A 9,131-nucleotide genomic window follows, 5' to 3' on the forward strand; every position below is an offset into this window, starting at 1 on the left:
AATTGAGCACTTTCACGTTCAACAGTGTTAAACGGTAGAGCCTCTGTCACGATATCCAAGCGTGGCTGCTCGACTACAGGCACCTTAGTACCTTCCTCTGGAGTGACTTGCTCAACTGGCTTGCCAACTTCCACAATCTTGTCGACTGGGTCTTTAGAAACGAAGCTGTCGCGAGTCACACGGCTGGTTTCCTGACCATTTTCGATGGTCACTTCTACGAGCGTAGTCTTTTCACCGTCCTTACCTTCTTGGACAACTTTACGCATACCTTTAGGTAATTGAGTAGTTTCGCGTTCAACAGTATTAAACGGTAGAGCTTCAGTTACCACATCCAAGCGTGGTTGCTCGGCAACCAGATTCTTAACGCCTTCTGCTGGTGTCACCTGCTCAACTGGCTTGCCAACTTCCACAATCTTATCAACTGGATCTTTAGAAACGAAGCTGTCGCGAGTGGTGCGGCCAGTTTCTTGACCATTTTCTATGGTTACTTCCACAAGTGTGGTCTTCTCGCCAGCCTTACCTTCTTGGACAACTTTTCGCGTGCCCTTAGGCAATTGTGCATTTTCTCGTTCAACAGTGGTAAACGGTAGAGCCTCAGTGACGATATCCAAGCGTGGTTGCTCGACAACCAGATTTTGGACGCCTTCAGTTGGTGTCACCTGTTCAACTGGTTTGCCAATCTCCACAATCTTATCGACTGGGTCTTTGGAAACAAAGCTGTCGCGAGTCACACGGCCGGTTTCTTGACCATTTTCGACGGTCACTTCAACCAGAATCGTCTTCTCACCGTCCTTGCCTTCTTGGACAACTTTTCGCGTACCTTTAGGTAATTGAGCACTTTCACGTTCAACAGTATTAAACGGTAGAGCTTCGGTCACCACATCCAAGCGTGGTTGCTCGACTACTGGAATCTTAACACCTTCGTCTGGTGTCGTTTTGTGAACTGGCGGTGTTGGAGTGTCACTTACCTCCGCATGGTAGGTGGAGATTTCATAGAACTCTGGTCGTCCGCCTTCCCATGTCAGCTTAACATCGAGCAAGTGTGCACTATTGGCAAGCTGGAAGGTTTGGAAACTTGTGGTAACTGCCCCCAAGTCTTGCCATGCTGTTTGACCGTCTTTAGAGACAGTTCTTGCCCAAACATGTGCTGTGCTTCCTGCTGGAACATCTGAAATCAGGCGAATGTGATTGGATTCTGTCTTTTCAGATAGATGGTAAATCAACTCACCGCTGCTTTGAGTTGTCTTGTAGCTGCTGAGAATATTGCCATCTGCTATATTATTCTTTTCAGATGACTTGTTCTCTGTACCAGTGCCCTCTACAGTTGGGTTGTTGACCGACTTAGTGTATTCCCCGTCATTGATAACCAACTCTGTAAAGCCGACGAAACGATGACGATAAGGAGCTGTGTAGAGCACTCGGAGATATTTAGCTGCAGTTGCTGCCGGCAATTCTCCCTCAATATAGCGATTGCCTGGCTTCTGTGAATCATGCGTCCAGCCATCCGTCAAGGAATCATCACGTGCTGGATTTTCCTGACCGTCACCCACCGAAACCACATCTGTCCAAGTCTTACCATCCGCACTAACTTGAATTTTTCCATCACGGAGATAGTTCTGTGTACCATCTTTGATGTAGGCTCGAATCTTCTTAATTTGACGGGTTGCCCCAAGATTGAGAGTCATATGACCATCGGTTTGTGGATAATCAGAAAATTCAACATAGGTGTTGAGGTCACCGTCAAAGAGTTGATCTAGGTTTCTCGCTTTCCGGACGTCTCCGCTACCATAGTTAGGATCGATACCCATGCTGGTAGACTCAATTGATGTTGGTTGAATTTCCTTAGTAGTCAAGAGCAAGGAAGTAGTTCCGATTACCTGTTCCTGATCCATCTTGTTTTCAAGGCGTACATAGCGGACGAGCTGGTGCTCTTTCAGATCAGCTGCACTATACCATTCTACTCCATTTGGAGAATAGCGGAGCTGGAGTGCTTGATTAGCATTTTCACCCAGTTTTAAATCCTCAATTTCATGGAGACGATCCAACTTCATTCCAAGATATTGTCCAGCAGCTAGAGCTGTACCAGCCGGAATCTGCATTTCGTAGCGTCCCAGTTTTTCATTTACCTTGGTAGCCTTGAGCTGTTCCACATTAGTGTCTGTGTATTGGTCTGTTCCAGTCTCTGATTCGACAGAGAAGTTACCAATGCGCCACCAGAAATTGGTCTTTTGCGTATTTCTCGCGCGTACATAACGGATATTCTGATTGGTTTCAACTTCTTTGCTTTGCTCACCAGTCAAGTTGGCTACTGTCGTCCAATTTTGACCATCTTTAGAGACTTCAATGACACCCGCTGCCAGCTTATCTGTCACACCTTGTACCAAACGAATCTTCTTAACTGTTTGTTGTGAACCAAGATCCAACTGCACCCAAGCATCTACTGGTGTTGTATCGCGTTCGCCATTTGCTGTTGAAGAACTTGCCAGCATTGCTTCTGAGCTGTCACTATTGTCTGTCATCTTAGCAGCCGTTGTATTTAGTTTATATACTAGATTTGAACTGATGGTAATGCTGCCAGCCTTCTTCTTGGCATTTTCAAGAGGACGGTTCACTGCGATTTCACGGACAGCAAACCAAGTATTGTCTCGGTCTTCTGTCGCCACCATCCGAACGCCCTTAGCCTTGATGTCAAGATTATCTAGTGTAATTTCAGACTCATTTCCGACATAGCTACCTTGAGGAAGGGCTGTCCATTCACCAGCTTCATTTAGGTATTCAACCTTAGCCTTATTAAAGGTATCTTTCGGATTGCTGGCTGCTCCCATAGCAAAGCTCAATTTCTTGATAGAAACAGGCTTATTGAACTGCAGACCGACATAATCACCAGTGCTAATTCTGGTCGGATTCTTAAAGATAATCTGAGTTGATAGGTCTCCATCCAGCACTTGAGTCAAATCACCTTCCCCACCTGTACGGTTGGTGATAAAGGTCGTTACGACTTTATCTGGATTCAATTCTTTTTCGATTTCCTTAGCCAGATATTCTTTTAGGTTGAGGATAAATGGACGGATATGCTGTACACCAAGCTCAGCATTTTCATTGTGGTCGACATACCAGAAGGAATGTTTCTTAGATTGCTCATAAGCTTTCAAGCCCTTGTAGTAATTATTCCAGAGCCCATCAGCATTTTTACCACCAATAGATTCAGTGGCTGTCAAGAGAGCATCTAGAGCGTTCATTTGGTCAATAGTGTTGTCCAGCCAGTACTTAATCTGCTCGCGCATCCGTTCATGACCTGATGCTTTATAAGTCTCAGCTGCTGTTTTTAATTTAGCAAATTCTGCCTTCAATTCTTTCCGCTTCGCTGTGACATCTTGGCCTGCTTTCAGCTTGGTCATAAAGCTAGTCAATTTCGGAGCCAGTTCGACAGATTCTTCTAGCTTCACAACACGAGTATCCATATGCTGGTTAATCATGTGCTTACCAAGCTCGCGGAAGGCAGCAGATTCTTTGGTCTCTGTAAAGCGGCCTGTTTCTGCAAAGTTGAAAGCTATATCGTTGACAGCTTTGGCTTCAGCCTCGTTTTTCCATATATTCCAGCTGTACTCCGCTGCTGAGAAGAGCGCAATCTTAGAAGGCTCTGACTGCTGCATTGGATTGAGCATGACACCGCCGATTAAGCTTGGATCCACTCCTGGATGCAGGAATTTCTCACCGCCGCCTAAGATGAGGTGCTGTTTGGAATTATCCGTACATGGCCAGTTAATCCAAAGCTGAACAGGACGATAAGGTTGACCAGATGCTTCCAAGTTCCGCTTCAGTTGAGTCAAGAAGTTTTCAGAAACTTCCCCCCAAATCTTACCCCCTGTAAGAGTCATAATGCTGCTTTGCGGAAGATTTTTGTTTAGAGAGCGTAGCTCGTCTTCTCGGCCATTGCCCCAATACTGACTTGGAACAAAAATCATCTCTTTCTTCAAACCCAGATAAGTCGCTTGCTTTTCAGTCAGCCAATCAGTCATGTCCTTCATCAAGCGGTTGTAACTTTCGTAACCACCATAAGGTTGAGCTGCATCATCTGCTAGGATACCAAACTCACGAACACCAACATCCAGCAACTGAGTGAACTTAGCCTTAATCGCATTCAAGTCTTCTTGGTAAACCGTCTCATTTTGGAAGCGAATCCGACTGTTCATAAATGGATGAATGGTCCAGACATAGCGAGTCTTGTTTTCGTTCCCCACTTTAGCCAGCTGGCGGATTTCTTCTAGTTTTTCTTTTGGATAAAGCTCTCTCCACTTGCTATTGTGATATGGGTCATCTTTTGGCGCAAAGAAATACTGGGTCAGTTTCAAATCACCACCGTAGCGCATCAAGGCCGCACGATCTTCGTTGGACCATGGGTTACCATAATAGCCTTCAATAAAGCCACGATTCTTCACATCAGCATAGTCTTCTACATTGACCTCGCGCAGAACTGGAGCCTGACTGTCATTAAGCATATGCTTGAGCGTTGTCAGTCCGTAGAAGACAGCATCTGTATCTTTTCCGACGATGGAAATTTGCTGGCCTTTGATAACCAATGAATAAGCATCAATCTTATCAAAGAGGCCCTGATTCACAGACTCTGCACTCTGTGCTTCTTCTGCTTTTGAGCCAGTTTGGTGTACTCCCAGATAGATATTAGTTGCGCCTGCTTCTGCTGTCTTACCAGTAGTATAGGAAATATTGCTGTTTTGCAAAATAGACTTGAGACGATTGCGGGTGTAAATATCAACCTGCTCACCGATCACTAAATGGACTTTTTGGTCCAGACGCACCAAGCCATTTCCATAAGTAACCTTATGAGGAGTCGGGAATACCTTGTATTGTTTTTTGAGATAGTCTTGGCTTCTCAAAGCAGCTTCGACTGTACTTGGGTCTGCTGGTTTTTTAGCGACAAAGGTATCTTCCAACTCAACAGTTCCATCATCTTTCGGTGCTGGAGTTTCTGGTTTTGGATCTGGTTTTGGTGCTGGAGGTGTAGCTGGCTCGTCTGATGTTGCAAGTGGTTTCAAAAGATTGATTTCCGCTGCACTAGCATATCCTTCCACTCCTTGCAGAATCTTCAGCTGGATCGTATCAGTCTCTACCGCTTCAAAGTTTGCGATCTTTTCAGCCGTATTATTGTCCCAAGTACCTTCTGCTACTTTGACCAATTGTCCAGCTTTTTTAGCATAGACTTCATACTGGGTCGCAAGACCATTTCCACCGCCTGGACGAGGGAGATAAGTCAAAGCATTCACAGCTGTCGCCTGCTTCAGCGTCATTGTGACAGTATAAGACGGATCCTTCTTCGTCCAATGTGAATGCCAGAAGGTTGCAGGATTGCCATCAAAGGCCTTAGAAATAGACCCTTCTGTAGCATTTCCTGGCAGTTGCTCACTACTTGCTTCCACACGGGCAAGCTGGTCTTGTGCAACCAAACGCGGATTGACAAACGGCTTATCAGACAAGCTCAGGCTATGCAAGGTACCTTCAAAACCGCCGATTTTCTCAAGAGGTAAGACCAGGCTAGTGTGAGCCAATCTTGGATGGGCTGGGTTGGCAAGACGATTTATCTTCTCGCTATTGACATAGAGCTCAGTTGACTGAGGCTTGGTGACAAAGACAAGCTCATAGCGTTTGCCTTTTTCCAGAGTCTTGTCAAACTGAATATGGTGTTGCTCAAACTGATAAGCGACTTTTCCCGACTCATCAGACAAGTAGAGCTTGTTCCCTTCACTAGAAGCCAACTCCTGAACGCCATCTCCTGTGACCGTCACATTGACTTTTAGGACATGACTTGGACCGACATTGCCGATAGCATTTTCAATCTTGCTTTCTTTGTTAAAGACCAGACCTTGATCAGTCTTTGTAACATTGGTTACATCATAGCGCTTGATAGTCTTTGGATTGATGTCATAAGTCTCTGCATCATCAATCTTGTACTCTGGATTGCTATTTGGTGCATAGATATATTCTGAACGTGGCAAAGTACGGTGAGCAAAGCTGCTTGCAGTTCGGTCGGAACCCCAAGTTTTTTCAGCAGTGACCCTTGTTGCTTCAAAGAAGCGCTTGAATATATCATAAGAAGTCATGCCTGTTTCATGGAGATCAATATTATCATTCCAAACAGCATGTCCGCCACCCAAGATATGAGGGTTGGAAGCTGCTAATTTTGGACCATTTCCTGCTGTCGTAAAGTCATTTGGCGTCCAGCGATTATACTGATGTTCATAAGAAGAATAGTCTCCGTATGCTCCTTGCTGATTATTACCATTTGGCACACTGTAGGTCGGAACATCGGTAATATTGATAATTTTAGCGCCGGCCTTCAAGGCTGCTTGCGGTTGCTGCCAGCCCAGACTCCAGATATCCACTTCGACATCCTTTAGATCAACTGGTGTCTGGCCGCTCTTACGACTGAGTGAGCCCCAAATCCGTGGCGTATAGCCCTTACCTTTGATATAGGTAATCAAATCATTGACATAACGACGATAGTTTTCATTATTGCCATAGTACTCATCTGTTCCGATGTGAATGGTTTTGACACCTCGAAGTGGGGCATTTTCTCCATCCAACAATTTATCATAAACGGACTTGACAAAGCGTAGCGTTTCGTCATAATGCTTGTCCAGATCCAGCATCGCCACACGCTCTACATTGTGCTTATTCGGACTGAGCTGACCTTGATACATCAAATCTGGACGAACCTTGACAAAGGACAAGGCATGTCCCGGTGTATCGATTTCCGGTACCAGATTAATGCCTAGCTCATCAGCCAAGGCGATGAGTCTTTGCATTTCTTCCTTGGTATAGTGCTGTTTAGAAGTCAAGGCAGCTCCATTGTCACCGACGATATCTGTCTGTAAACGGAAGCCTGTATCTGCATGATTGAGCACATACTCTAGCTCTTGCTCTTTGGTCAGATTTTTACCTGCTACATGCTCCTTGAGGAAGATATAGTTGTCATTCAAGTGCAATTGCAAGTCATTCATCTTGTAGTAGGCCATGTTGAGCATGATGTCCACAAGCGCATCATAAGGAATAAACTTGCGTCCAGTGTCTAGCATAAAGCCCCGGTGACTGAAACTTGGGAAGTCTCGAATTTCACCATTTTGGATATTTTCTTGGCCCATTTGAAGCAGAGTACGAGTGGCATAGAAGGCACCTTTATTGGTCTGTGCTTCAATGGTAAAGACATTGTCTCGAATGGTAATGCCATAGCCTTCCTCACCATAGCCCTTATCTGTTACCTTTTTAAACTCAATCCGGTGTGCAGCTGTGTTATCTCCCTTTGCTAGCTCTAAGCCTCTTGAAATCAAGTCATTAGCATAGAAATTAGCCGCCTTATCAAAGCCTGAGTCTCCAACAGATAGGACTGTGTCTTCTAAAATGGATGAACGCCCCTCTTCACCATGCCATTGCTGAACAGTCGGAGCAACTTTCGGCTTGTCTCCCACACCTTCGTCTGCATAGCGGCCAGGCACTCGAATCTCAAATTCCTTGGTAACTGTTTGGCCTTCATGTACTTGTTGCAAAGAGACTTTGACCGTTTGTGCTGTCAGAGGCTGATAGATTTTATTGTTTAAATCAATCACACCTTTTTTATTGCTACCGACTAGGCTGACTTCACCTGGCAACTCAGGCATGACTAGCGAGCGACCATCTTGAGCCAAAGTCAATGACTCTACCTGATTAAGATTAGTTATCTGTCCTGGATCAGGAATATTAGAATAAGCCCGTAACTCTTGAATGCCGACATTGCGCCAGCGCATGCTACCCTCAGCGTATTTGGTGATTTCTAATTTGAGATATTTAGCCTCAATCGGAGTGTCAAGATTAACCCTTTCATCTAAGATAGGGTGACCATCTTTTTCATAAGCTAGTTTCCATTTGCGAGTAGCTTCTTCTTCGTTGATAGCTTCTGCTGTAGCATAGTAGAGTTTCCAACCTTGCACATTTGGGTCATTAGGCTGGCCCGCTCTCTGTCTGCGATCCCAGTCAATTTCCAGTCGCTTGATGGAAGTGGTCTTCTCCAGTGTCAGCGTCAGATGAGGATTTACTGCATCTCGGTCGGTCGCCCAACGGCTGCTGTCGTCTCCATCAACAGCCTTATCGGCAGTGTTGGATGTGTTTTGCTCATGGTTTGATGCCCTCACCTGAACATTCAATAAATGATTGACATCAGGGGTATTTACCACTTCTTTTGCTGGTGCAGACGGTTCTGGCTGGGCTGGTTGGGGATGAGTGGTTTCCGCACTTGCAGCAGGCTGATCCAGCTTGGGACTAGCTGTATCTGAAGTTTCTTCAGGAGTATTTTCATTATTGTTGGAAGCAGGCGCTTCATTGTCCCCAGACTCTGCTTTTGCTAACTTATCTGCTAATTCAGCTGGCAGTTCTGTTAGCGCTTCTACTTTTTCTACCGTCCCCGAAGGATTCTCCCCGCTATCTGCTGCCGTGCTAACAGTCGTGGTTGGATTTGATGGCTCAACCTCAGCAGCCGATGCCAACTGAGAACCAAATAGAAGAGCTCCTATCAGAACCGAGCAAGCTCCTACGGCATACTTGCGAATGCTGTATGTACATTTCTTTTCAAAAAATCTTTTATCCATGTTTTTATTTTTCTCCTCTTATCAGAGTAAGCGCTTTCGATTTTGGTTGAAAAAATACCTTCTTTGTGAATTCTGCCATAGACATAATTAAGACTATAAAACCATAAAATGGTGAGAAGAGAGCAAAAATCATCATTTTTGTTTCTTCCCACCTTAGACTATTTAGCTTGGGAAAAATTCACAAACTTATATTATTCAACTTGAAGATTAACATGACTTGAATTACGAGAAGTCTTATTTTTCCCTTTTCTTCATCAGGAACAATCCTGTCAATGCCAGCAAGAGACCCATAAGGGAAGCAGAATCTGCTACTGTTCCTGTATTTGGCAGAGTGGCCCTTGCTTCATTTGTTTGGCCTAGTTTAGCTGGAGTGACTGGCTTAACTGGCGCGTCAGGTTTGCTTGGGTGTGTTGGCTGTTCTTCCTTGGTTCCCACTTCCACAATCTGATCAACTGGATCTTTAGAAACGAAGCTGTCGCGAGTCACACGGCCGGTTTC

Annotated in this window: 2 protein-coding genes; both read right to left on the minus strand. The window is 45.0% G+C overall.

The window, feature by feature from the left end; all coding sequences use genetic code 11:
• On the minus strand, nucleotides 1–8,633 hold an 8,633-nt coding region (locus SSIN_RS02195), incomplete at its 3' end, for a beta-N-acetylglucosaminidase domain-containing protein (protein WP_052076751.1).
• A gap of 234 nt (nucleotides 8,634–8,867) precedes the next feature.
• The coding region (locus tag SSIN_RS02200; RefSeq protein WP_037615218.1) for an LPXTG cell wall anchor domain-containing protein at nucleotides 8,868–9,131 on the minus strand (264 nt) is incomplete at its 5' end.

It is taken from the genome of Streptococcus sinensis, assembly GCF_000767835.1.
GTDB classification, from domain to species: domain Bacteria; phylum Bacillota; class Bacilli; order Lactobacillales; family Streptococcaceae; genus Streptococcus; species Streptococcus sinensis.